26 protein-coding genes are annotated in these 21,074 nt (G+C 38.8%); 16 read left to right on the top strand and 10 right to left on the bottom strand.

Features of this window, described 5'->3' with window-relative positions:
* The first annotated feature begins 2 nt into the window (after positions 1–2).
* The 4 genes from nikB to ACH0CI_RS10105 are packed head-to-tail and all read left to right on the top strand — an operon-like array spanning position 3 to position 3,330.
* Positions 3–944: a nickel ABC transporter permease gene (gene nikB / locus ACH0CI_RS10090; protein ID WP_406901343.1), complete on the top strand. Its 942-nt coding sequence runs from the start codon at positions 3–5 to the stop codon at positions 942–944.
* Positions 941–1,747 carry a nickel transporter permease gene (gene nikC / locus ACH0CI_RS10095; RefSeq protein ID WP_335707141.1) on the top strand — a complete coding sequence of 269 codons (807 nt, stop codon included), beginning with the start codon at positions 941–943 and terminating at the stop codon, positions 1,745–1,747. Before nikB ends, nikC begins: the two co-directional genes overlap by 4 nt.
* Positions 1,748–1,752: 5 nt before the next feature.
* Complete coding sequence (locus ACH0CI_RS10100; RefSeq protein ID WP_251439865.1) at positions 1,753–2,550, top strand: ABC transporter ATP-binding protein; 798 nt, start codon at positions 1,753–1,755, stop codon at positions 2,548–2,550.
* Positions 2,551–2,559: 9 nt separating this feature from the next.
* Complete coding sequence (locus ACH0CI_RS10105) at positions 2,560–3,330, top strand: ABC transporter ATP-binding protein (RefSeq protein ID WP_335707140.1); 771 nt, start codon at positions 2,560–2,562, stop codon at positions 3,328–3,330.
* Between the two features lie 44 nt (positions 3,331–3,374).
* On the opposite strand, the gene ACH0CI_RS10110 is transcribed toward ACH0CI_RS10105, so the two are convergent.
* The gene (locus tag ACH0CI_RS10110; RefSeq protein WP_335707139.1) at positions 3,375–3,671 is read right to left on the bottom strand and encodes a hypothetical protein; all 297 of its coding nucleotides are present in this window, start codon (positions 3,669–3,671) and stop codon (positions 3,375–3,377) included.
* Positions 3,672–4,310: 639 nt separating this feature from the next.
* Positions 4,311–4,673 carry a hypothetical protein gene (locus ACH0CI_RS10115; RefSeq protein ID WP_335707138.1) on the bottom strand — a complete coding sequence of 121 codons (363 nt, stop codon included), beginning with the start codon at positions 4,671–4,673 and terminating at the stop codon, positions 4,311–4,313.
* A 104-nt stretch (positions 4,674–4,777) separates the two neighbouring features.
* Between ACH0CI_RS10115 and ACH0CI_RS10120 the strand changes: the two genes are divergently transcribed.
* A complete protein-coding gene (locus tag ACH0CI_RS10120; RefSeq protein WP_406901344.1) occupies positions 4,778–5,224 on the top strand; it encodes a DUF4385 domain-containing protein in 447 nt (148 codons plus the stop codon).
* Here ACH0CI_RS10120 and ACH0CI_RS10125 read toward each other — a convergent pair whose 3' ends face one another.
* Positions 5,225–6,538 carry a hemolysin family protein gene (locus ACH0CI_RS10125; RefSeq protein WP_033579360.1) on the bottom strand — a complete coding sequence of 438 codons (1,314 nt, stop codon included), beginning with the start codon at positions 6,536–6,538 and terminating at the stop codon, positions 5,225–5,227.
* Between the two features lie 269 nt (positions 6,539–6,807).
* On the opposite strand from ACH0CI_RS10125, the gene ACH0CI_RS10130 reads away from it, so the two are divergent.
* A complete protein-coding gene (locus tag ACH0CI_RS10130) occupies positions 6,808–8,841 on the top strand; it encodes a Na+/H+ antiporter (protein ID WP_028412925.1) in 2,034 nt (677 codons plus the stop codon).
* A gap of 32 nt (positions 8,842–8,873) precedes the next feature.
* On the opposite strand, the gene ACH0CI_RS10135 is transcribed toward ACH0CI_RS10130, so the two are convergent.
* Entirely contained in the window at positions 8,874–9,425 is a 552-nt protein-coding gene (locus ACH0CI_RS10135; RefSeq protein ID WP_335707136.1) for a histidine phosphatase family protein, read from the bottom strand.
* 263 nt (positions 9,426–9,688) lie between these two features.
* On the opposite strand from ACH0CI_RS10135, the gene ACH0CI_RS10140 reads away from it, so the two are divergent.
* Complete coding sequence (locus ACH0CI_RS10140; protein WP_406901345.1) at positions 9,689–10,570, top strand: M23 family metallopeptidase; 882 nt, start codon at positions 9,689–9,691, stop codon at positions 10,568–10,570.
* Positions 10,571–10,704: 134 nt separating this feature from the next.
* Positions 10,705–10,836: a hypothetical protein gene (locus ACH0CI_RS10145; RefSeq protein WP_406901346.1), complete on the top strand. Its 132-nt coding sequence runs from the start codon at positions 10,705–10,707 to the stop codon at positions 10,834–10,836.
* Between the two features lie 70 nt (positions 10,837–10,906).
* Here ACH0CI_RS10145 and ACH0CI_RS10150 read toward each other — a convergent pair whose 3' ends face one another.
* The gene (locus ACH0CI_RS10150) at positions 10,907–11,365 is read right to left on the bottom strand and encodes a hypothetical protein (RefSeq protein WP_335707133.1); all 459 of its coding nucleotides are present in this window, start codon (positions 11,363–11,365) and stop codon (positions 10,907–10,909) included.
* Positions 11,366–11,576: 211 nt separating this feature from the next.
* Between ACH0CI_RS10150 and ACH0CI_RS10155 the strand changes: the two genes are divergently transcribed.
* From ACH0CI_RS10155 to ACH0CI_RS10170, 4 genes are all read left to right on the top strand, one after another.
* Positions 11,577–12,209: a GntR family transcriptional regulator gene (locus tag ACH0CI_RS10155; protein WP_335707132.1), complete on the top strand. Its 633-nt coding sequence runs from the start codon at positions 11,577–11,579 to the stop codon at positions 12,207–12,209.
* 81 nt (positions 12,210–12,290) lie between these two features.
* Positions 12,291–13,322 carry a zinc-dependent alcohol dehydrogenase gene (locus ACH0CI_RS10160; protein WP_335707131.1) on the top strand — a complete coding sequence of 344 codons (1,032 nt, stop codon included), beginning with the start codon at positions 12,291–12,293 and terminating at the stop codon, positions 13,320–13,322.
* Entirely contained in the window at positions 13,319–14,080 is a 762-nt protein-coding gene (locus ACH0CI_RS10165; RefSeq protein ID WP_071273627.1) for a glucose 1-dehydrogenase, read from the top strand. Before ACH0CI_RS10160 ends, ACH0CI_RS10165 begins: the two co-directional genes overlap by 4 nt.
* Before the next feature lie 62 nt (positions 14,081–14,142).
* Positions 14,143–14,502, top strand: coding sequence for a hypothetical protein (locus ACH0CI_RS10170; RefSeq protein WP_406901347.1), 360 nt, complete (start codon positions 14,143–14,145; stop codon positions 14,500–14,502).
* Positions 14,503–14,545: 43 nt separating this feature from the next.
* Here ACH0CI_RS10170 and ACH0CI_RS10175 read toward each other — a convergent pair whose 3' ends face one another.
* A complete protein-coding gene (locus tag ACH0CI_RS10175; protein ID WP_243494801.1) occupies positions 14,546–14,776 on the bottom strand; it encodes a hypothetical protein in 231 nt (76 codons plus the stop codon).
* Positions 14,777–15,029: 253 nt separating this feature from the next.
* On the opposite strand from ACH0CI_RS10175, the gene ACH0CI_RS10180 reads away from it, so the two are divergent.
* Positions 15,030–15,542, top strand: a complete 513-nt coding sequence (locus ACH0CI_RS10180) for a P-loop NTPase family protein (RefSeq protein ID WP_406901348.1) — start codon at positions 15,030–15,032, stop codon at positions 15,540–15,542.
* A 77-nt stretch (positions 15,543–15,619) separates the two neighbouring features.
* On the opposite strand, the gene ACH0CI_RS10185 is transcribed toward ACH0CI_RS10180, so the two are convergent.
* Positions 15,620–16,291 (bottom strand): glyoxalase, encoded by a 672-nt coding sequence (locus tag ACH0CI_RS10185; RefSeq protein WP_335707128.1) that lies wholly within the window; start codon positions 16,289–16,291, stop codon positions 15,620–15,622.
* Positions 16,292–16,330: 39 nt separating this feature from the next.
* On the bottom strand, positions 16,331–16,732 hold the full coding sequence (locus tag ACH0CI_RS10190) for a hypothetical protein (RefSeq protein WP_406901349.1): 402 nt from the start codon (positions 16,730–16,732) through the stop codon (positions 16,331–16,333).
* 130 nt (positions 16,733–16,862) lie between these two features.
* Here ACH0CI_RS10190 and ACH0CI_RS10195 point away from each other — a divergent pair, with 130 nt between their 5' ends.
* The gene (locus ACH0CI_RS10195) at positions 16,863–18,098 is read left to right on the top strand and encodes an MFS transporter (RefSeq protein ID WP_406901350.1); all 1,236 of its coding nucleotides are present in this window, start codon (positions 16,863–16,865) and stop codon (positions 18,096–18,098) included.
* Positions 18,095–18,391 (top strand): GNAT family N-acetyltransferase, encoded by a 297-nt coding sequence (locus tag ACH0CI_RS10200; RefSeq protein WP_406901351.1) that lies wholly within the window; start codon positions 18,095–18,097, stop codon positions 18,389–18,391. Before ACH0CI_RS10195 ends, ACH0CI_RS10200 begins: the two co-directional genes overlap by 4 nt.
* A 264-nt stretch (positions 18,392–18,655) precedes the next feature.
* Here ACH0CI_RS10200 and ACH0CI_RS10205 read toward each other — a convergent pair whose 3' ends face one another.
* Positions 18,656–19,567: a DMT family transporter gene (locus ACH0CI_RS10205; protein WP_406901352.1), complete on the bottom strand. Its 912-nt coding sequence runs from the start codon at positions 19,565–19,567 to the stop codon at positions 18,656–18,658.
* 167 nt (positions 19,568–19,734) lie between these two features.
* Positions 19,735–19,881, bottom strand: a complete 147-nt coding sequence (locus ACH0CI_RS10210; RefSeq protein ID WP_013057506.1) for a hypothetical protein — start codon at positions 19,879–19,881, stop codon at positions 19,735–19,737.
* A gap of 220 nt (positions 19,882–20,101) precedes the next feature.
* On the opposite strand from ACH0CI_RS10210, the gene ACH0CI_RS10215 reads away from it, so the two are divergent.
* Positions 20,102–20,992 (top strand): LysR family transcriptional regulator, encoded by an 891-nt coding sequence (locus ACH0CI_RS10215; protein ID WP_406901353.1) that lies wholly within the window; start codon positions 20,102–20,104, stop codon positions 20,990–20,992.
* The last annotated feature ends 82 nt before the right edge of the window (positions 20,993–21,074 follow it).

A 21,074-nucleotide genomic window follows, 5' to 3' on the forward strand; every position in this document is an offset into this window, starting at 1 on the left:
ATATGAAATTAATTGGTAAAAGAATAATAGAATTACTCATCTTTTTAGTTATCCTATCGTTTCTCAGCTTTGTTTTAATGAAACTAGCTCCAGGAGATCCGGTTAAGCAAATGCTTCGCGTAGACGACGTGGCAGTGTCTGAGGAACAAATAAATAGTTTGAGAACAGAGCTAGGGTTTAATGAACCCGTATATATTCAATATCTAAAATGGCTGACGCGTTTTTTTCAGTTTGATTTAGGGTCTTCGTATATGACAAAAGAGCCTGTCATCGATGAATTGGTAGAGAAGTTTCCGGCTACGCTGAGCTTGACCGCTGCATCTTTGGTTGTGATGCTGTTAATAGCTGTGCCGCTCGGAACGCTATCAGCACTATATCCAAATAAGTGGATTGATTACCTCAGCAGAAGTATTTCCTTACTTGGAGCGTCTATTCCAAGCTTTTGGCTCGGTCTTTTGTTTATACAGCTGTTCTCTGTACGTCTTCAATGGCTTCCTTCAATGGGTACAGGCACAGCAGCTCATCTTGTGCTGCCTTCTTTAACGCTTGGTTTTGCCATGTCCGCTGTGTATATGCGAATGATTAGAGCTAGTCTGCTAGAAGGATTGAAACAAGATTTTGTACGATCCGCTCGAGCAAGAGGAATCAGTGAAAGCCGCATTTTTATTTTCCATGCGTTTCGGTATAGCTTAACACCCATTCTTACCATTTTAGGGACGAGCTTAGGCAGTTTACTTGGAGGAACGGTTATTATTGAAGTGCTTTTTGCTTATCCTGGAATCGGAAAACTAGTTATTGATGCGATTATGAATCGTGATTATCCTGTGATTCAAGGGTATATTTTGTGGATGGGCCTGTTTGTTGTTTTAATTAATTCACTTGTGGATTTGAGCTACAAATATGTAAATCCCCAGCTCTATGTAAAGGGAGGGGATAAAACGTGAAAAAACCGCAGCTTCCTTTTGTAGTAATAAGCGTTTGTGGTATTGCGCTTGTTTTATTTTGTCTGTTTGGAAGTCAGCTAACACCAATGGATCCCACACAAGTCAATATGCAAGACCGGCTTCAAAAAGCCACCAGTGATCACTGGCTAGGGACTGATCACTTAGGCAGAGATCTTTTTTCACGAATCGTAGCTGGAGCCCAGACTACGATTGGAACTAGTTTTCTTGTCTTAGCACTCTCTCTTTTGATTGGAGTCCCGGTTGGTTTAGTTTCAGGGTATATTGGAGGAAAGATAGACCGCTTTTTAATGAGAATTGTAGACGCTTTTTTAGCTTTTCCTGATTATATTGCAGCCCTTGTCTTAAGCGGGCTGTTAGGGCCCGGATTATTTAACTTAATTGCTGCAATGGTTATTGTAAAGTGGGTTAGTTATGCAAGGGTAGTGCGGAGTATTGTGCTTCAAGAAAAGTCAAAAGAATATGTGCTGATTGCTAAATTAAACGGAGTGGGAACACTGCCTTTAATCCTTCGCCACTTTCTTCCTCACGTCGGGGGACATATTCTTGTTCTTGCTACGCTGGATATAGGGAAAATCATTTTAATGATGGCCTCATTATCCTATATTGGACTAGGGACTCAGCCGCCTACTCCGGAATGGGGAACGATGCTAAATGAAGGCAGGGCTTACTTTTACAATGCTCCGCAGCTAATGTTGATACCAGGTGTGGCCATTATTTTATTTGTGCTGACGTTTACAGCTTTAGGTGAATATATTCGAGGGAAATATCAAGTTAATCGATAAAAGAGGTGATCGTCATCGTTTTAGAAGTAAAGCATCTAGCCATTTATAATAAAACAAAACAAATCATAAAAGACGTTTCTTTCACAATCGAACAAGGACAGTGGATGGCGCTCGTTGGAGAAAGCGGAAGCGGGAAAAGCATCACTGCTGCTTCGATAGGAGGACTGCTGCCTTCAGGTGTAACGCTTAAAGAAGGCTCTATCACCTTTAAACAGAAAGGAGAGGCTCCTATCCTTGGAAAAGATATTTCGTATATCTTTCAAGATTATCGAAGCGCTTTTACGCCTTTTTTAACAATTGGAAAGCAGTTTGATGAAACGGTTCGTACTCATAGTGAGCTGTCTAAAAAAGACAGGAAAGCCGCCATTTTTCAGGCTTTAAAAGCGGTGAATTTACCTAATGAACGCGTGTATAAAAGCTATGCTGCTCAGCTGAGCGGAGGACAGCTTCAGCGAGCAGCGATTGCTTTAGCGCTGGTGATGAAGCCTGCCTTGATTATCGCAGATGAACCAACTACGGCTTTAGATAGCGTGGCAGCAGCTGAAGTTCTTCAGCTGCTGTATAAGCTGAAAGAAGAAGCTGGCTGTGCCATTCTGTTTATTACTCATGATTTGCGTCATGTGCGGAAATATGCGGACCGGGGAGCCATTATGCTAGCAGGAGAAATCGTGGAAGAAAACAGTATCGAATCTCTGCTTCACACTCCGCGTCATTTTTACACAAAAAAACTGTTTAACGCCATTCCTTCTTTACGGAAAACGCCTGATCGATTGTTAGATACGCAGAAAAAAGTGTTGATATAGGAGTGAGATATGAAAGAAAAAAATATATTACGCGTCACGCAGCTTGTAAAACAGTATAAAGACGTTAAAGCGCTAAATAATGTTTCCCTGCATATTGATAAAGGGGAATGTGTAGGGATTGTCGGAGAAAGTGGAAGCGGAAAAAGTACGCTTGTAAAAAGCGTGCTAAGGTTAACAGAGACTCAGCAGGGAGAAGTATGGTTTGCAGAGAAACCTCTTCACCGGTTAAAAGGGAAAAAACTGCAGCAAGCTCGTCTAGGCATGCAAGTGGTATTTCAAAACCCCGCGGCTTCTTTTAATCCGAAAGTGAAAATCATCGATTCTTTGCTCGAGCCTTTGCGGCAGCAGCGAACCGTTCCTTCATTTTTATCTCATGTGAGCAGAAATGAAAAAGAAATCGCTTTTTATTTGTTAGAAAAAGTCGGGATTAGCGCAGAATATGCGTTGAATTATCCTCATGAACTCAGCGGAGGACAGCTTCAGCGTGTAGCGATTGCGCGTGCCATTAGCGTAGGTCCGTCTCTGGTACTGTTAGACGAACCAACAGCGAGCCTTGATGTTACGGTACAGGCAAAGATTTTAAATTTATTAAAAGATTTGCAGGAGACGCTTCAGCTGTCTTATCTTTTTATTTCGCATGATTTAGCAGCAGTAAAATTTATGAGCAGTCGCATGATGGTTATGCAGCAAGGCGAGGTTATCGATCAATTTGACCGTTCACAGCTATTTGATAAAAACAGGCATCCCTATACAAAAAAGCTTGTGCGTTTATTTGAATAGAAAATAAACGCACAAGCTTTTTTATACATGAGAATGAGACAAAGTCACGGACGAGGCGGTGGAGTATGCATATGGATAAAGTGATAGCCTGCTTGGCAAAGCATGATAAAACTAATGGTGAGTACAACGAGAGGAATTAGCTTGTTTCTTCCTCGTTCTTCATATAGTCCGGCTGCGCTTAACAGGAAGCCAATAGTAGCTAAAGGAGGAGAGGCGCGAAAGAATAAATCTGCAGCGGTAAACGCTTGGTTTGTATATTTATAATAAAAAAATAGACCTGTAATCAATAAAAATAGTCCAATCCAAAACAGCGTAAGTTTTCCAAAAAGGGTTTTAGGCACTATGATCTCACTCCTTTTGTCAGTCAAGTACCATAAAATACTAGCATAAAACGTTTTGGTTTGCATTAGAGAAAAAGAACGTGAATTATACAATAAGTGTAAAAAAACAGATTTGAAGTAGGAGGAGATGAAGTATTCAAAGCGCTTCATGTAAAAAAATACATATCGTTTGATCTGTTGGAAGTGGAAAAACAACTCTTGCTCGATTATTATCCCATGAATTAAAAGTTCCTCACTACGAACTCGATAATATTATGTGGGAACGAACATATGAAGGAGATAAAAGAAGAAGTGAAGCGGATAGAAAAAAGTGTTTACATCATATTTCAGCTTCACAAGGATGGATCATAGAAGGCATACACTATACGTGGGTGAATGAAAGCTTTAATGAAGCTGACCTTATTATTTTTCTCGATATCCATTATCTAAAAAGAATATGGTTTATTATCAAAAGGTATGTTCTGCAAAAAGCTAAAATCGAAAAAGCGAATTATGCACCCACGTTTTCTATTTTCATTAAAATGGTTCAGTGGAATTCAGATTTCAAAAAGCAAAGTAAAACTGAAATTTTGCATATCCTTCGTACGTCATATAGCGATAAACTTATAATAGTGAAAAAGAGAAAAGAGATAGAGCATTTTATATCGTAAGAAAAAGTCGCTCAGTTGATGAGCGGCTTTTTTTGGTTTTTATTCTATCAACATAGACCCGCATTTTTTTTTCACAAGCTTTTGCAAGGTTTTTGAGAAGCTGATTAAGAAACTCTTTGTCCATTTTAAGCCACTCTTCCTTTTGCAGTCCTTCTACGATATAGGAAGAAAAAAACCACACGTCGTTTTTGATGGCAGAGCGATTTGTTTCAGCGATTACAGTTAATGCCTTAATGACAGCAGATATCACGGAAACATCTTCTTTTCCATAATGGCGAATTTGATAGAAAGCTCCCGTACCATGATTTAATAAGTTCGGACTTCTTTTAGTATGAAGAAAAAAGTTAACCATACTTATCCACCTATTATTACCCTCACCTGCATGTGAAAAACTTCTTTAAGAAAAGTTTTATCATTCATTTGTAAAGGGTAGAGATCAAAAAGGAGGGAAGAGCCGTGGCATTTGATTATTCACTTGACTTTGAACATATCGATTTTAGAAAACATCCTGAAAAGTATAGAGTAGGAAAAGGAGAACAAGGAGTTCTCCTTGTTGAGCCATATAAAAGTGAAATTCTTCCTCACTGGCGTTTTCGTACACCTGACATTGCTGAGGAATCCGCCGACGCCATCTATCAGCTTTTTTTAACCTACAAAGAAAAAAGCGATTTTGTTGGAATGGACATGGCCCGGAAATTTCTCCAAATGGGATACACGCGATCGAGGCGCTACGCGAACTATAAAGGCGGAAAGAAATACAGCAAAGACGGCGAGCGTAACGAACGGCAAATTGATGAACAAAAAGCAGAATCGGCATCAATTTTTATGGGAAAATGGAAAGAGGTACGAGAGAATAAAGAGTACTTGAAAATGAAAAAAGAGCATCAAAAAAAGTACGGATAATCAGCTGGGATCCGTACTTTTTTCCTTTGTTATTTCGATTCGTTTAATATGGTGATGTTCAATATCAATGACTTTAAATGAAAAACCTTCGTTTTTGATGCTATCACCTTTAGCAAGATCAAACTTTTCGGTCAGCATCCAGCCGCCAATGGTATCAACGTCTTCTTGTTCAATAGTTGTTCCGAGTAAATCATTTACTTCTTCAATCAACACCTTCGCATCTAGTACGTAGTGATTTTCATTAATTTTGTGTACGTCCGGTATTTCATCATCATCAAATTCATCACGAATTTCACCAACAATTTCTTCTAAAATGTCTTCAACCGTTACAAGCCCCGTTGTTCCTCCATACTCGTCTATTAAGATGGCCATATGAATTCTGTCCCTTTGAATTTTAAGCAATAAGTCGTAAATAGCGATGGAATCAATGACTTGAATGATGGGTTTCATATACGTTTGCACGGTACGTGGTTTGATATCATCTTCTTTTATGTAATCCGCTAATATTTCTTTAATATTAACTAATCCCACCACTTGATCTTTGTTTCCATCTATAACTACTGGGTAGCGAGTATATTGCTCTACTCTAGCCATTTTTAAGAATTCTTCTATCGTTTCATCTGCTGATACGCTAACAATTTCTGTACGAGGCACCATGATTTCTTTAGCCGTACGATTATCAAATTCAAAGATATTATTCATGAACTTAAATTCCGATTGATTAATTTCACCGCTCTCATAGCTTTCAGATAAAATAATTCTAAGTTCTTCTTCACTATGAGCTACTTCATTTTCGGAAGCTGGCTTCAGGCCGAATAATCCGACAACGCCTCTTGCTGAGTGGTTTAAAAGCCAAATAAACGGATAAAGTAACTTAGAAAAAAGAATAAGAGGACGGGAAAATAACAGCGTCACTTGTTCGGCTTTTTGAATCGCCACCGTTTTGGGCGCAAGTTCTCCAGCTACCACATTTAAAAATGTGACAATCGAAAAAGCAAGAACAAAAGATATGACATGCGAAAGTGATGTAGCAAAAGGAAGCATGTCAATAAGCGGCTCTAATAAATGACCTACCGTAGGTTCACCTATCCAGCCTAGACCCAGTGCAGTAACCGTAATGCCCAGCTGTGTGGCTGAAAGATAGCCATCTAAATTTGATACTACTTTTTTTGCTGCTAAAGCGTTTCGGTTTCCTTCTTCAATTAATTGGTCGATTCTAGTCGACCGTACCCTAATGACGGCAAATTCCGTTGCAACAAAAAAGGCTGTTAATATGATTAATACGATGAATAAGATGACATTTACTGTTTCCAAATTTATCTCCTTACCCCGTTGAAACGGATAAGGGAACACCTCCTTTATAAAAGTTTGATGAGCTGATTTATATGGTAAATAAAGAATATCATGTATACTGTTCCCTTAATCTCCGTAGAAATAAACTTACCGAAAAGAAAGAGCACTTTTTAATAACCCGCAACATTTTTTGGCAGAAAAAGCGTAAACTAAACACTATAAAATGAACGAAAAGAGATAACTTGATACCTTTAAAGAGATGTAAATAGAAGTAGGAGTCGATTGTTTTTATGGAATTTTTTCTGACGATATTAGTCTTATTGGCTTTGATTGGTCTATCTAATATCATTAATCATTTTGTACCATTTATTCCTGTTCCGTTAGTTCAAATAGCTTTGGGAGCAGGGCTTGCTATCTTGCCGTTTGGCGGAGATGTCCATTTGGAGCCTGAATTATTTTTTATTTTATTTATTGCCCCGCTATTATTTAATGATGGGAAAAACGTGTCAAGAGCTGCTCTTTGGAAGCTTCGTACACCTATTTTATTACTAGCGCTGGGACTGGTTTTTGTAACGGTGGCAGTAGGGGGATATCTAATCAATTGGCTCATCCCTTCCATTCCATTACCGGCGGCATTTGCACTAGCCGCTATATTGTCTCCAACAGATGTAGTGGCAGTTGGAGCTATGGCGAGCCGAGTGAAGCTGCCTAAGCGAATTATGCATTTGCTTGAAGGGGAAGGACTGATGAATGATGCCTCTGGTCTCGTAGCGTTTCAAGTAGCAGTAGCTGCTACCGTAACGGGCGTTTTTTCAATCGTAGATGCTACATTTCAGTTCCTATGGGTAGCGCTGGGCGGTTTGTTTGTAGGAGCATTTATCGCTTTTCTGATTATCAGACTGCGTGTACTTGTTCGACGTTTAGGAATGGAAGATATTACGATTCATATGTTAATACAAATTCTAACTCCATTTGTTGTCTTCTACATTGCTGAACACTTTCATTTATCGGGAATCTTGGCAGTTGTAGCAGGCGGCATTGTGCATGCGATTGAGCGCGACCGAGAGGAATCACCTAACCAGCAGCTTAAAGTGGTATCAAAAAGTACTTGGACGGTTATTTTATATTTGTTAAATGGCTTGGTTTTTGTGCTGCTTGGTCTGCAAATACCAAAAGTGGCGAAAGCAATTATTCAAGATCCAAACTTTAATAATGGACAAGTGCTTCTTTATATTTTGATTATTACGGTCTTTTTGCTTGTACTACGATTTATCTGGGTGATGGTATCATGGTCAGTAGGCTGGTATTACAAAAATAACAAGCATCTAAAACCTGAGCCTCGGTCTATTGGTATTATTACGGTTTCAGGTGTACGAGGAGCTGTTACGTTAGCTGGAGCGTTTTCGATTCCTTATACGCTTGATAACGGCAGTGATTTCCCGGAACGCTCTCTGATTATTTTTCTAGCAGCAGGCGTTATATTGTTAACCTTAGTTGCGGCAAGCATTCTTTTACCTGTTATTGCGAAAACAGAAAAGGCGCCGAAGAAGCCTGAGCGCAATACAAAAGAGGTTAAAGCACGCATTAAAGTGCACAAAGCTGCTATTCAGCGGTTAAAAAGAGAAATGACCGAGGAAAATCGTGGAGCAGCGCTTTCGTTAATTTCAACGTATAATACAACGATTAATAACATCATCGTTAAAACGCATCCTTTAGAAGCCTCTGAAAACAAACAGTATGAAGAAGAAATTCGATTGCTGGCTCTTCAGGCCAAGGGGAAATTGGTGGAAAAGCTATTAAAAGAGGAAAAAATAGACCGTGAGACAGCGTATATTTGTTTGGAACATACGCACAAGCTTGAAATGGCTGTAACCAATCGTGTAAGGTACAAATTATTGGTGAGCTGGATGAGGTTTAAAAAAGTTTTATTATTACTAGTCCGAATTTTTTCACCGAATAAGCAGGCTTTAAGAAAACAAAGCCTGCGCAGAAGAAGTAAAGTGAACAAAGTACGTATTCAAATGATTGAAGAAGCGATAAAGGTCATTAAAGAAAATATGAACGAAGAAAATCGAATGATTTCACTTGCTATCATTAGTGAATACCATAGATCCATGGCAAGACTTAGAAAAGAGAGTACGGAGTATAATTCAGGTAAACGTAAAAAAGCAACGAGAGATTTATGTTATAAAGCGTTTCATACCGAGCGGGAAACGGTGCAAGAACTTTATGAAAAAGGAGAAATCACACGTGAAATCGCTCATAATATTCGAAAAGATATCGCTTTGCGTGAAGCATTAACAATTGAAGAAAATGGTTATTAAAAAGTCGCAGAGAGTAGTCTCTGCGACTTTTTCTAATAAGTTTCATTCTCTTGCTTTTCAAAAAGATAAAGCTTTCCGTTAACAGCAATATCAAACCGAGGCCCTTTAAAGCCGCGTTTTATAAGTTCTTTACGCATAAATTTCATAATGCCTCCGTGGCTGACAATCAGCAAATCGTCTTCTGACTCGGAAATAGCGCGATCTAGCACTGCTGCTACTTTTCTCTTAGTCTCAGCCATATCTGTACGAGCTTGTTTGTTGATGAGTCCGGACATGCGAAACAGTAATGCCCAGAGGATAAAAGGAAGTTTAAATTTTACTGGAATAATAGGCATGGGTACTTCTCTAAGTTCCGGAAGAAGAGTGATCTCTTGTTTATAAATATGCTTTGCCGTTTTGTGTGCTCGCGGCATATCGCTTGAAAAACAGCGTTTCCATTCAATATTATTTAAATCAGTCTCTCCATACGTAATATCTGATTCATCATATTCCTGAAACCAAGCCACTAGTTCATCGGTGGATAAGCGGTAGTTTTCTGGAAGTCCTTTGTTTACTTTGTAATGACGCACTAATGCTACTTTCATTGTGAAATCTCCTTAAAATTTAAGCGCCAAAAATACTTACTCGGCGCAGCTTGATTTTCTTATTTAACGTTATTTTCATCATGCTGCACCTCCTTTCAAATATTTGTAAAATAAGTATAAAATGGATTGAGAAAATTGTAAATAAGGTATAGGAGAAGATTTTGAGATAGAATAATTGGAAAATGAAACCTTTTTATAAGATAAAACGTATTACTTATAGATAATTCAAACAAATTGAAATACATATAAAAGGGTGGATTACAATGATGGATACAGAGAGAAAAGTGAATATCAGAGAAGAGTTTGGAACTTTATTTGCAGAAGGGGATTTTAAGAAGCTTTATGATTGTGTAAGCGAAGAATTTAAACGTCAAGTTTCGCTTCAGCAATTTTTGGAGCAGAGCAAATTGTTTAATCAAGGAGAACAGTTCTACAGACTAGAAACAAATCTTTATTTAACCCCTCAAATTGAGCAGTTTATTTGGATAAATTCTACGCAGAGAAAAGCCATCAGCGTTATGTTTGATGAACATAATATTATACAAGCACTTGTGCTTGCTCCTATAGAATCATTTTCAGAGAGAGAGAGATGGAGTACAAACAAATATACGATGCCGATTCAAAGTGAATGGTTTGTCTATTGGGGTGGAAAGCATGAGGTGTTGAACTATCACCATCCAGTCGCAAGCCAAAGGTATGCATATGATTTAGTCGTGCGAAAAGGAAAGCAAAGCTATAAAAATGATGGAATGAAAAACGAAGATTACTATGCTTATGGAAAAAAGGTTGTAGCTCCGCTTGAAGGAGTCGTTATCGCAGCAGCTGATGGCCAAGAAGATAATGAAATTGGACACACGAATAAAAAAAATCCTTTAGGAAATCACGTTATCATTGAACATGAAGGGAAAGAATACAGTGTGCTTGCACATTTGAAGCAAGGGTCGGTTTCTGTGAAAAAAGGAGACGTGGTTCGTAAAGGAACGCTGCTCGGAAGGTGTGGAAATTCCGGGAATTCATCCGAACCTCACATTCATTTTCACGTCATGGATGCCTCTGACATCGAAACGTCAAAAAGTTTGCGAATTCAGTTTCATGCAGCTGTTGAACCGATTCGCGGAGATACGGTTATTCCATTTTTCTATTGATTAAAAAGAGACTAGGACAAAAGTATTTTAGCCCAAGTGAAAAACGAACCATTGATCAACATGTTTGATGAGTGGTTCGTTCTTTTGGTTATGGTGAATATAGCTTCATGGGTTTCGTTCCTTCTAGCAGTTGATTGAAGGGCAAGGCGAAGACTCCTGCGGGAAAAGCGGGACAGAAGACCCCGCAGGAGCGCAAGCGACGAGGAGGCTCAGCGGCCGCCCGCGGAAAGCGAAGCCTTGCACGGAAATCAACTACGGTGTCATAAACGGTTCAGCTCATGTATCTCATTTATTCGTCTTTAGGTGGGCTTTATTTCGTTATGTCCCAGCCTCTTTTTATGCATGATTTTCTTCAAATATAAAGTCAAGAAGCCGCTGAAATAAGTAAAGGATAATGGCTACGGTAGTCATGACAAGGAAAAGTCCAAAATGACTAATTTCATAAAGATTATAAAGCCCAATTTTAGCGAGAAAAGGAACTATAACATAACCATGAATCAAATCCAAAATAATGTTAACCATTATGTACAAGATAAACCCGGGATACGTAAGGTAAAAGACAAAGATCGTAATCACAATATGAAGGCAATAAATCGTTGCTCCCATGCTAGTAAGAAAAAATACGTTTTCTTGAACCGTCCACCAGTGCATTTTTTCCGCTACTTGATAGGCGATTGTCATCATTAATGCAGCAAAAAACCCTACAGTAAAAAATCGTTTAACCCGCTGTTTATCAAGCAGCAGCAGTAAAAACCATGGAATAACAAGAATTCCCCATAATATAATTTGATTCATCCATCTTCCCACCTTTTATTTATCAGTAGTTCTTAGTGTAAGAAAGAATTGTAAAAATATACATTTTTTAAAGAGAGCGTTTACATTAAGGTTTCTTATCTATATACTAAATCTTGAATACTTGTATACAAGTTGGTTAAGGAAGTGATGACATATTAAAAGAGTAACCTACCCGGAAAGATGGCTTCGCGGAGCCTCGCTGGGAGAACAAGTGGTAAGCAAATTAAGAATTCAAATTATGAGCGGCGAGCTGAAAAAAGGAACCATACTATCAGAAAATCAGCTCTCGGCAGAGTTTGGAATGAGTCGATCTCCTATCAGAGAAGCTCTGCGGATCCTTTCAAACGAAGGGCTCATTGATTTACAGCGAATGGGAGCAGTTGTTATTGGTTTAACAACTAGGGATTTAAACGAGCTGTACGATGTTCGTCTGCTTTTAGAACACTTTGTCTTAGAACGTTTATCTGAAGTCAACCATGATTCGCTTATTAAAAAGCTTGAGCAAAGCATTGATCAAATGAAGATGGCAGCTAAATACGATGACTATGTAGAGTTTGCTTATCAAGATTTGCGGTTTCATGAGTTCGTGATTATCGAAGCAGACCACAAGCGGATATTAAAATTGTGGGAAAGCATCCGTGAAATTATTTTAGCTGCTCTTTTAATTACGACTGAAAAAAGATTTCGAGATGATAAAGCAGCTGTGCTCCCACTGATTAAGCAGCATCATGAAATGGTTAAGGCATTAAAGTCTCAAAATACAGAACGCATTCAAGATGAAGTGAAACGTCACTTTGAAGACACGCGAAATACGATAACAGCTTCACTTTTGAATGAAGCATAAAAAAAGGGATAAAATATTCGAAATATTTTTGAATATTTTTCTTTTCAACTTGTCGACAAGTATACAAAGGGGGATGGAGAAATGAAAGCAGGTGTCTACGTTTCAGAAACAAAAGCCGTTATGCAGCAAAAAGCGAAACCGGTTATAAAAAAAGGAGAAGCGCTTGTAAAGGTATCTCATGCTGGAATTTGCGGAACGGATATGATGATTTATTTTGGAAAACACCCTAGAGCACAGGCGCCACTCACTATGGGACATGAATTCAGCGGAGTGATAGAGGAGATTCGAGGGGAAACGGAATTTTCTTTAGGTGACCGCGTAGCAGTTGAACCTACGCTTAGCTGCGGAACGTGCGAAGCCTGTGTAAGAGGACAGCTTCACGTTTGTAAACAGTTAAAACTAATCGGCATTGATCAAGATGGAGGGTTTGCGCAGCACGTGGCTGTTCCAGTGAACCGCCTTCACCTCTTGCCAGAGAAACTGTCTAGCGAGCATGCCGCTCTTGCAGAACCTGTAGCTGTTGCCGTACATACAGTGCGACGCTCGCGGTTGAAAGTAGGAGACCAAGCTGTCATTTTAGGGGCAGGACCTATTGGACTGCTGATCGGGATGATTGCGAAACGAGCAGGAGCAAAAAAAGTAATGATCTCAGATATTAGTTCTTATCGCTTAACTAAAGCGAAAGAACTGGGCTTTATACCAATTGATGCAATGAAAAAAGACGTCGTAAAAGAAGTGCGGTTGCTTACGAATGACGTTGGTGCAGATGTTGTATTTGAAGTAGCCGGAAATCAAATTACAGCAAAACAAATGGTTGAAACAAGCCGTATTCAAGGTGAGATTGTAGTGGTGAGCGTATACAAAAACGCTCCAGAAGTAGATTTAGCAGCGATGCACTTTAAAGAAATTTCATTAACTACAACGAGATGTTATACAAGGGAAGATTTTCAGACGGCTATTGATTTACTGGCAAACGGTGAAATAGCAGCAGATTCCCTAATTTCTCATAAACTGCAGCTTGAAGATATTCAAGCGGGGTTTGAGTTTATGCAGCGGCCTGATGAATCACTTAAGGTTTTATTTGCACCAAACGGAGAGGAGAATGAACAATGACAGTAGATTTGTTTTCTTTAGATGGTAAAGTAGCAGCGATTACAGGAGCAACCAGAGGAATTGGAAGATCAATGGCCATTGCTTTGGCAGAAGCAGGTTCGGATATCGCTCTGCTGCAGCGATCAAAGGAATTTCTTGGAGTAAAAGAAGAAATTGAACGTCTCGGAAGAAAATGTTTTATTATTAATTGTGATCTAGAAAATGCTTCTGAAGTAAGCGAAGCGATCTCATCGGTTGTTGCTTATTTTGGCAAGCTCGATATTTTAGTGAACAACGCGGGCATTCAAAGACGTTCACCCGCTGTAGACTTTGCAGAAGAAGATTGGGACGCTGTTATGAACGTTAATTTAAAAACCGTATGGTTGTTATGTCAGCAGGCGGGCCGCCAAATGCTTAAACAAGGAAGCGGAAAAATCATTAATATGGCATCTTTGCTTTCTTACCAAGGAGGCATTACCGTTCCAGCTTATGCCGCGGCAAAAGGCGGCGTTGCTCAGCTTACAAAGGCTTTGTCTAATGAATGGGCAGCAAAAGGCGTAAATGTTAATGGAATTGTACCAGGGTACATTGCCACTGATATGAATGAAGCACTTATTAACGATGAAACGCGCAGCAGACAAATCATTGAACGTATTCCTGCAGGCAGATGGGGACAGGCAGATGATTTTAAAGGAGCGGTTGTCTTTTTAGCATCTGATGCGTCTGCTTATATTCACGGACACTTGCTTGCCATAGACGGAGGATGGCTAGGAAGATAACGCATGAACCAATAAATCTTTTCATATCATGAACAAACTCGATTAAAAGGGGCGTTCATGGTATGAAAGTGTGGATATTAAATGTTGGTATTGCTGTCACAGTGCTTGTGACGGCTTGGGCGGTGTATACACAGCCTGAAGAGAAAGAAGCTTCGCTATTTTCTTACGATCAGCTCTCCATAGCTGTTCCAAAAGAAAGCACAGACTTTGAAAAAGCGTTAAAAGCTGCCTTGACGCAGCATGGTTTTCAAGAAGTTAGAGTGCTGAATGACTATGCGGAAGCTCAAGTTCTGGTTCTTCTGCCCGCCGAACAACTTTTTTCCTATAAGAAGAAGGACATTCAGCAAGTCGTAAATCAACTTACCAAGCAATATAACGTTAATCCTGATGTAGTTCAGATTCAGTTATATGAAAAAAAGTAAAAGCCTTTTAGAAAGGGGAATCCCTCTCTATAAAAGGCTTTTTTTACTCTTTTTTCTTCTCTTGTTGAGCGAGCTCTTCTTGTCTTTTAAAATGTGATTTTCCTAACGCATACACAAAACTAAAAAACAAAGGAAGTAAAATAGTCAGCAGCACAAGGCGAGTAAGCATATCGCCTAAGTCATTTCTCGTTAAGTAAATATTAATAGCTGCGATGACAATATAAATAAAAATCCCGAGGTTTCGCAAAAATCTCTTTAGCATAGATGCATTCATTTTTTTCACCTTACTTTTATATACTCACATTTAAGGTAAAGGAAACGATTAATAAAAGCAACCTATTTACTACAAAGCAAGAAGGAATACAGAAATTTATGATGAATGTTTATATGTTATCTGAAAATTACGTAAATAAAAATGCTAACATGAAGCTGCTTTATTCAGCAGTCTGCTTTTAGTACACCTAATCAGTATGAACAGTTGCCTTCTCTTCAATTAGCTTTATTTTTTAAAAAGGTAAGGTGATGAGATGAAAAGAGTGCTGGTAATGGGCGTTTCTCCAGGAGTAGGAAAGTCCACATTTGCTAAGAAATTAGGGAAAAAGCTTGATCTAGACGTACATCATTTAGACAGCCTGTATTGGCAGCCGGGCTGGAGGGAAAGAGACAATGATAGTTTTAGAGAATTGCAGGAGCACATTGTAAAAAAAGACAGCTGGATTATCGACGGGAACTACAGCAATTCGTATGATATTCGAGTGAAGCGTGCAGATACCATCATTTATTTAGAGCTGCCTCTAATCGTTTGTGTGTACCGAGTGATAAAGCGGAGGATTGTATATGCAAGAAAAACGCGTGAAGATATGGCAAAAGGCTGCCCTGAGAAAGTAGATTGGTCATTTTTTACATTTATTCTTACGACGTATCGAGAACGGCAAAAAAAGATGAGAAACCAGTTTGAAAAGCTTAGAAACGATGAGGATTGCAAGGTTTTTATGCTGATGAACAGAAAGGACATCGAGAACTATATACAAAACCTATAGGTGGAGTAGAGCTGAATTTTGAACAAAAACAGCCACGTAACAAGTTCGCTTGTTACATGGCTTTATTGAAAAAACAATCATTCTTGCGTAATCTTCAGCATTCCTTTTTTATCTAACGCAACTGCTAGAGAATGATTAACCTTCACCGTTAATGGATGAACTTCAGAGTCTCGGTCCGAAAAAAACCACCGTCTTTTAGGCGCCCCTACAAGAAAAAACGCACTGTCGCTTCCTAAAAAGTTAAAGTTCTCGTTTAATGGCCTGTTGTTGCGCACGGTGATACCCGAGTTAATAAGCTGTGTCCCTACAGAGCGGACATGAGGCGTTGTCAAGTTGATTTCTCCTATGCTTAAAAGCGACTTAGAAGAAAAGGGGTCGTTGGATGGCGGGCAGTCTGAATGTCTTGAAATGTATTCAACAATATTATGAGCAGGGTCTTCAAAATAAAACGAATGAGCATCAAATGCTTCAAAATAAATCTCATCTTTCTTCTCTTCTGTATTGAGGAAGACTCTTTGAGTAGCCCATTGTTTCGCTTCCATAAAGCGGTTTGCTGGAACATTAAAAGCAAAATGATAAAAGGGCTTTGTATGTAGAGAACTTTCTTTAAAGGTTAGCTCACTTTCACCAACCTTGATGGAAAAAGAACGCGGTGAAGCGGCGGTTAATGGGAAATCGAGAGAATTTACATAAAAATCCTTCATTGTGTCCAATAAGTGGGTGTACAGGACAGCTTGATTAATGATCATAAACCATTCCTCCTCGTTTAAGCGTTGTCTAAAAGGGTATTACACAAATTTTTCGCTCTCTTTTTGATTACTGCTTTTCAAGTAAAGCTGAAAAGAGCCTTTATGCTCAGAGCCTACAAAATTAATACGATATCTCCTCGTTTTTTCGGGTGTTAGATAAAGAGAGTTATTAGTCATCTCAAAGAAACGTGTACGTCTTGGATCTTCTACATATAGAGAAAGGTCTCCACTTTTAGTGTTTTTAGATAGCGTAAAAGCGTAGGTTACGCCTTTTTTGAGTTTAATGCTCCGAGAGTAGCGGCCTGTAAAGCTGTCATATTCTCCAAAGAAAACCTCACTTCGCTCTTTTTTTATTCTCCCACCTACAATTTGATTTTCCTGGCCGTTAAAGTTAATAAGTAAAAAAGAAATAAGAACAATAAGAAAACTATATTTAAACATAAAAACCTCCATCTACTAAATTATAGATAGTTTTGGATTTCGTCAAATAGTGTTATAGTTCAAAAGGGAAAAATTAACAAAAAACGAATTATCTTTTTGCATGTTACGTCTAACAGAAAGGAGAAAAGAATTGACTCAGCGTTTTTATCTTTTAGCAGCAAGTCAAGTAACTGAAAATGTAGGTTTTGTTCTTTATACAATGGCTGTCACTTCCTATATAAAGGAAAACACCGGTTCAACAGCTCTTGCGTCGATGATTACGATGACGAGCTTACTTGCACGGCTCCTTAGCGGCCTTAGCGTACCTTTACTAGCCGATATGTATAAATCCATTCACATTATGCGGTTTGTTCAAGTGATGCAGATAGGGATGCTTGTTGGATTGTATGTGCTGCTTACACAAGAATTTACAGTCACAGTACTAACGATGGGTTTTATCATTGTTGGAATCATTTCTTTTTTTAACGGCTTTTTTTCCATTTTTAAAACGTCAGTTGTACGCAGCTTAGTAAATGATAGTCAAAGAATGCAGGCGAATAGCTTGCTTTCAACAATTGATCAAACTTTTCTGTTTGCAGGGTGGTCGCTTGGTGGTTTCGTTTTGTCCTTAACGGGATCCACTCAGTCTCTATTTATAACGGCAGGCCTTCTATCGATCTCATTTGTTTGCTTACTGTTTATAAAAGAAGCCCACACATATAAACAAACACAAAAGCGAAGAGCGGCAAAACTAATGGAAGGATGGCGCTTTTTATGGATACATAAACGCATCAGAGCCCTCGTTATATTGGACATCATCGAGTCGCTTTTTGGAACCATTTGGATTGGAGCTATTACTCTTTCTTTTGTGAAAGAAGTGCTTGAAAAAGGAGAAGCGTGGTGGGGATATATAAACGGTGCGTATTATTTTGGAAGCATAGTTGGAGGAATTATTGTGTACCGCATGTCTTCTATGGTAAAAGGAAGGCTTTTGCTTTTTATGTTCTTAGGCTCAATCGGTTATGCTGTTTTAACCGGTTTTTACGGTCTAGTAACGAACCCGTATCTAGCTTTAGTACTTTTGATAATGATGGGTCCTGCCTATCAGCTTCGAGATGTAGCTCAGGAAACCATTTATCAAAATACCTGCAGCAACGGGATGCTTCCTAAAGTAATAGCGGCAAAATCAACTCTTGTACAGGCTGTGTTTATACTTTCCATCGCATTTGTAGGGACAGTAGCCGATCTGTTTGGGGTAAGGTTTGTATATCTATTTTCAAGCTTCATGCTACTTTTAACGGCTCTAATAGGCATGGCAGGATTAATGTATAACAAGCATTCTATCGAAATAGACAAGACACCTGCTGAACGGAGAGGAGGTATATGAGAATCATTAGGCTAACGTATCTTGTGGAGCATGATATAAAAGAGCTGTTAATAGAAAGCGAGGAGGCAGGCTTTTTCTTTCTTACCAAGCTAGTAGCGGAGTATAAAAACGGGCAAAACGTATTTAACAAAACAGGCGAAAGATTGTGGGGAGTTTACGGTGAAAAAAACAAATTAATTGGCGTAGCCGGCCTTAATCAAAATCCTTACAGTCAGTATGCTAACGCTGGGAGAGTAAGGAGGTTTTATGTTTCAGCTCAGTTTCGCAGAAAGGGTATAGGCAAACAACTTTAAAAGAAATTATTCACTATGCAGAGAATTATTACGACAGTCTCGTTCTCTATACAGACACGGACAAAGCGAAACTATTTTATGAACGAAACGGTTTTAAACGCGTATAAAATCAGCATAAAATCACTCATGAATATAAACTAAAAAATGTTCATTAATCAAACTAACGAGCGTTTAATTCAAGTAGGACATTAAAATAATATACGAATAACGCCCAGAAAAAATCTGAGCGTTATTAGCATAAATCAACCGAACCCGTTACTCTTGTTAGTTTGCTTTTTTAAGTTTAAGAGCTGTTTTAGGAGCAGGGCTTTTTTTGACAATATACAAACCGCTAAAAATAATAAGTCCTCCAAGCAGCTGCATAGCATTGATGGTCTCTCCAATAGTTACAGCAGCAAAAACAACGGCGAACAAAGGAATAACATACATGTAAACCATTACTTTTGTAGATCCAATTTTTCCAATTCCTACGTACCACATTACCAGCCCGTACACCGTCACGAACAAAACAGAGTATGCCAAAGAGCTCCAGCTGCCTATATCTGTTGGCCAGGTAAGTGTTTGATAGGTGAAAAGACAGTAGACAGTAAGTGGAATAGCTCCGATCAAAGCAGACCAGGCAGTCACGCGCAAGGCAGAATATTTTACGACTAAAGGTTTTGCTAAAATTGGATACCAGCCCCACGCAACGGCCGCTACAATCCCCATGATATTTCCGAACCATGCAAGCTGCGATAGCGCATGACTAGAGTGACCAAACAGCAGTACAAACGCAGCCCCGAAAAAAGCAAGCACAGAGCCTAGCTGTGTTTTTAATGAAAAAACTTCATGCTTATATAAGATAGCTAAGATTCCTGTGAAAATAGGAGACATCGAAATAAGTAAAGAAGCATTGGTAGCTGTCGTATACTTAACAGATACCATAAACAGCGTTTGATAGAGCGTAACGCCTACTATACTGACCGCTATTAAACGTCCCCAGTCTTTTTTTTCAATACGAATGCCTCGCTCTATTATTCCTGTGATAAGTAAAAGAATAGGAGCAACCATTATAAAACGCAGTGCGCTAAATTGAATGGAAGACATATGAGCAACTCCAAATTTTCCGATTGTATAATTGGCTCCCCAAATTAACGCCACGGATAATAATACCCATTCCAGCCAGCCTTTTTTCATGTAATCACCTCGAGTAAGTATAGAAACTAAATAAGTGCGAATATCCTTAGTTACAAAGTATACAGGAAGAAATTATGTAAAAGGCCAGCCAATTCAGCTATTTTTATCTCATCCACTTGTTTATAATACAAATAAAAAAGCAGCTGCATTAGCTGCGTTCATGACTGTTATCCACATTGTTCTATCTCGTCTAATCGCACAAGTTCGACTTTAAAAGCATGATCAATCGGTCGGATTTCACAGTATCCTGAATCATATACGTGAATCAGTACAAAGCGTTTTCCTTTATATAATACTTCTTTGTAGGCTGTCATGAGATACACCCTTTCTTTTCATAGGTTTGTTTTTCATTCTATGAACAAAAAACGGCGTAATTGCCTAATATAAAAAGAATTTTTAAGGTTGATAAAATTGCTTGGCAAAACGAGTTCGCTTATACTGTACTGTGATTCTAGTTACGTATAAGTTCTAATTACTAGAACAGCTTTAGCATATAGACAACGAAACCAAACAGCAGTACATAAGGAGCAGCATATGGATATTAACTATTTATATACATTCAAAGAAGTAGCGAAGTGGGGGAGCTATACACGAACGGGCGAGGAGTTGGGGTATGCTCAGTCAAGCGTTACCACTCATATAAAAAAATTAGAGGATCATTACGGTCAAAAACTATTTGAACGAACAGGACAAAAAATGAAGCTAACTCAGCCTGGTGAAGAATTGCTTTATTATGTGAATCAAGTAACCGAGTTATTAAATGAAGCAAAAGAGCGCCTTACTACGAACGAAGATGCTAGAGGAACGGTTTCAATAGGAACCGTGGAGTCGCTGGCCGCCTATTTTATTACACCGTATATTCGTGAACTAAAAAAGCAGCACCCTTCTCTAAAGATTATGCTAGAAGCGGGTTTATGTCCAAATTTAACACAAGGAATTATTGACGGAAAGTATGACGTAGCCGTTTTACTTGATCGCCTTCAAACATCTTCAAGCTTAGAAGTGATTCCTATTCGAAAAGAAAAGATGGTTATGATTGCTTCGCCTTCCCATTCTTTTAGTAAAAGAAACAGCATTCTAATGGAAGAGTTTGAGGGAGAGACCATCATTTTAACTGAGAGCGGCTGCCCTTATCGCACGCTTTTAGAAGAGATGATGCGCAGCAGCGGTATTCATATGCAATCGGTCATCTCGTTTAGCAGTCTTGAAGCGATTAAACAGTGCGTAGCGGATAATTTAGGTATTGCTCTTGTACCGGAAATAGCGGTAAAACAAGAGATGGAAAGTGGAAAACTGATTAAAGTCCCGTTTGACCATGAAGAATTTTATCTTTATTCACAGCTCATATTCAAAAAGAAAAAATGGCTGACGGCACCTATTCAACAATTTATTTCACTTGTACAAGAAGGTTATCAAAAATATTGATAATAGATATAGAGAATCTTCAATAATGATGAAGCTGCTTTCGTGATACACTTTTTACAAGAAAAGAAAACTAGAGGTGTAG

Origin of the sequence: Priestia sp. 179-F W1.4 NHS (genome assembly GCF_045369295.1) — a bacterium.
GTDB classification, from domain to species: domain Bacteria; phylum Bacillota; class Bacilli; order Bacillales; family Bacillaceae_H; genus Priestia; species Priestia zanthoxyli.

What these genes read in the sequence shown, in the direction of transcription:
- ACH0CI_RS10210 (WP_013057506.1), bottom strand. Translation starts at nt 19,881, where the DNA reads ATGACAGCCTACAAAGAAGTATTATATAAAGGAAAACGCTTTGTACTG.
- ACH0CI_RS10215 (WP_406901353.1), top strand. Translation starts at nt 20,102, where the DNA reads ATGGATATTAACTATTTATATACATTCAAAGAAGTAGCGAAGTGGGGG.
- ACH0CI_RS10160 (WP_335707131.1), top strand. Translation starts at nt 12,291, where the DNA reads ATGAAAGCAGGTGTCTACGTTTCAGAAACAAAAGCCGTTATGCAGCAA.
- ACH0CI_RS10200 (WP_406901351.1), top strand. Translation starts at nt 18,095, where the DNA reads ATGAGAATCATTAGGCTAACGTATCTTGTGGAGCATGATATAAAAGAG.
- nikB (WP_406901343.1), top strand. Translation starts at nt 3, where the DNA reads ATGAAATTAATTGGTAAAAGAATAATAGAATTACTCATCTTTTTAGTT.
- ACH0CI_RS10205 (WP_406901352.1), bottom strand. Translation starts at nt 19,567, where the DNA reads ATGAAAAAAGGCTGGCTGGAATGGGTATTATTATCCGTGGCGTTAATT.
- ACH0CI_RS10180 (WP_406901348.1), top strand. Translation starts at nt 15,030, where the DNA reads ATGAAAAGAGTGCTGGTAATGGGCGTTTCTCCAGGAGTAGGAAAGTCC.
- ACH0CI_RS10185 (WP_335707128.1), bottom strand. Translation starts at nt 16,291, where the DNA reads ATGATCATTAATCAAGCTGTCCTGTACACCCACTTATTGGACACAATG.
- ACH0CI_RS10175 (WP_243494801.1), bottom strand. Translation starts at nt 14,776, where the DNA reads ATGAATGCATCTATGCTAAAGAGATTTTTGCGAAACCTCGGGATTTTT.
- ACH0CI_RS10115 (WP_335707138.1), bottom strand. Translation starts at nt 4,673, where the DNA reads ATGGTTAACTTTTTTCTTCATACTAAAAGAAGTCCGAACTTATTAAAT.
- ACH0CI_RS10165 (WP_071273627.1), top strand. Translation starts at nt 13,319, where the DNA reads ATGACAGTAGATTTGTTTTCTTTAGATGGTAAAGTAGCAGCGATTACA.
- ACH0CI_RS10135 (WP_335707136.1), bottom strand. Translation starts at nt 9,425, where the DNA reads ATGAAAGTAGCATTAGTGCGTCATTACAAAGTAAACAAAGGACTTCCA.
- ACH0CI_RS10170 (WP_406901347.1), top strand. Translation starts at nt 14,143, where the DNA reads ATGAAAGTGTGGATATTAAATGTTGGTATTGCTGTCACAGTGCTTGTG.
- ACH0CI_RS10150 (WP_335707133.1), bottom strand. Translation starts at nt 11,365, where the DNA reads ATGAATCAAATTATATTATGGGGAATTCTTGTTATTCCATGGTTTTTA.
- ACH0CI_RS10130 (WP_028412925.1), top strand. Translation starts at nt 6,808, where the DNA reads ATGGAATTTTTTCTGACGATATTAGTCTTATTGGCTTTGATTGGTCTA.
- ACH0CI_RS10190 (WP_406901349.1), bottom strand. Translation starts at nt 16,732, where the DNA reads ATGTTTAAATATAGTTTTCTTATTGTTCTTATTTCTTTTTTACTTATT.
- ACH0CI_RS10105 (WP_335707140.1), top strand. Translation starts at nt 2,560, where the DNA reads ATGAAAGAAAAAAATATATTACGCGTCACGCAGCTTGTAAAACAGTAT.
- ACH0CI_RS10140 (WP_406901345.1), top strand. Translation starts at nt 9,689, where the DNA reads ATGATGGATACAGAGAGAAAAGTGAATATCAGAGAAGAGTTTGGAACT.